Raw genomic sequence first — 289 nt, forward strand, 5'->3', positions numbered from 1 at the left:
GGTCAGCGCCGGTGAGGGTGGCGGTGTCATCGGTGCCGGTGATAGCGACGGTGACGGTGTGCTGGGCGGAGCCGTCAGCACTCTTGACCACGAAGGTTTCGCTGGGCAGGGACTCGCCCTCTTTGAGGGCCTGCACCAGCGGGTCATTGTTATCGAGCGCGTAGGTCCAGTTGCCCTCTTTGTCGATGGTGAAGGTGCCGTGTGCGCCTTTTACCTGAGTCTGGGGCTGGAACACCGCTTCGCCGTTGTCGACATCGGTAGTGACCAGCTTGCCGCCGGTGGTGAGGGT

General features: G+C 63.3%; 1 pseudogene. It reads right to left on the minus strand.

Going from position 1 to position 289, the window contains the following annotated elements:
* Positions 1-280, minus strand: a pseudogene (locus CF137_RS22460) (VCBS domain-containing protein); the annotation flags it as partial.
* Positions 281-289: the final 9 nt, after the last annotated feature.

Origin of the sequence: Aeromonas sobria (assembly GCF_006243315.1) — a bacterium.
GTDB lineage: Bacteria > Pseudomonadota > Gammaproteobacteria > Enterobacterales > Aeromonadaceae > Aeromonas > Aeromonas sobria_A.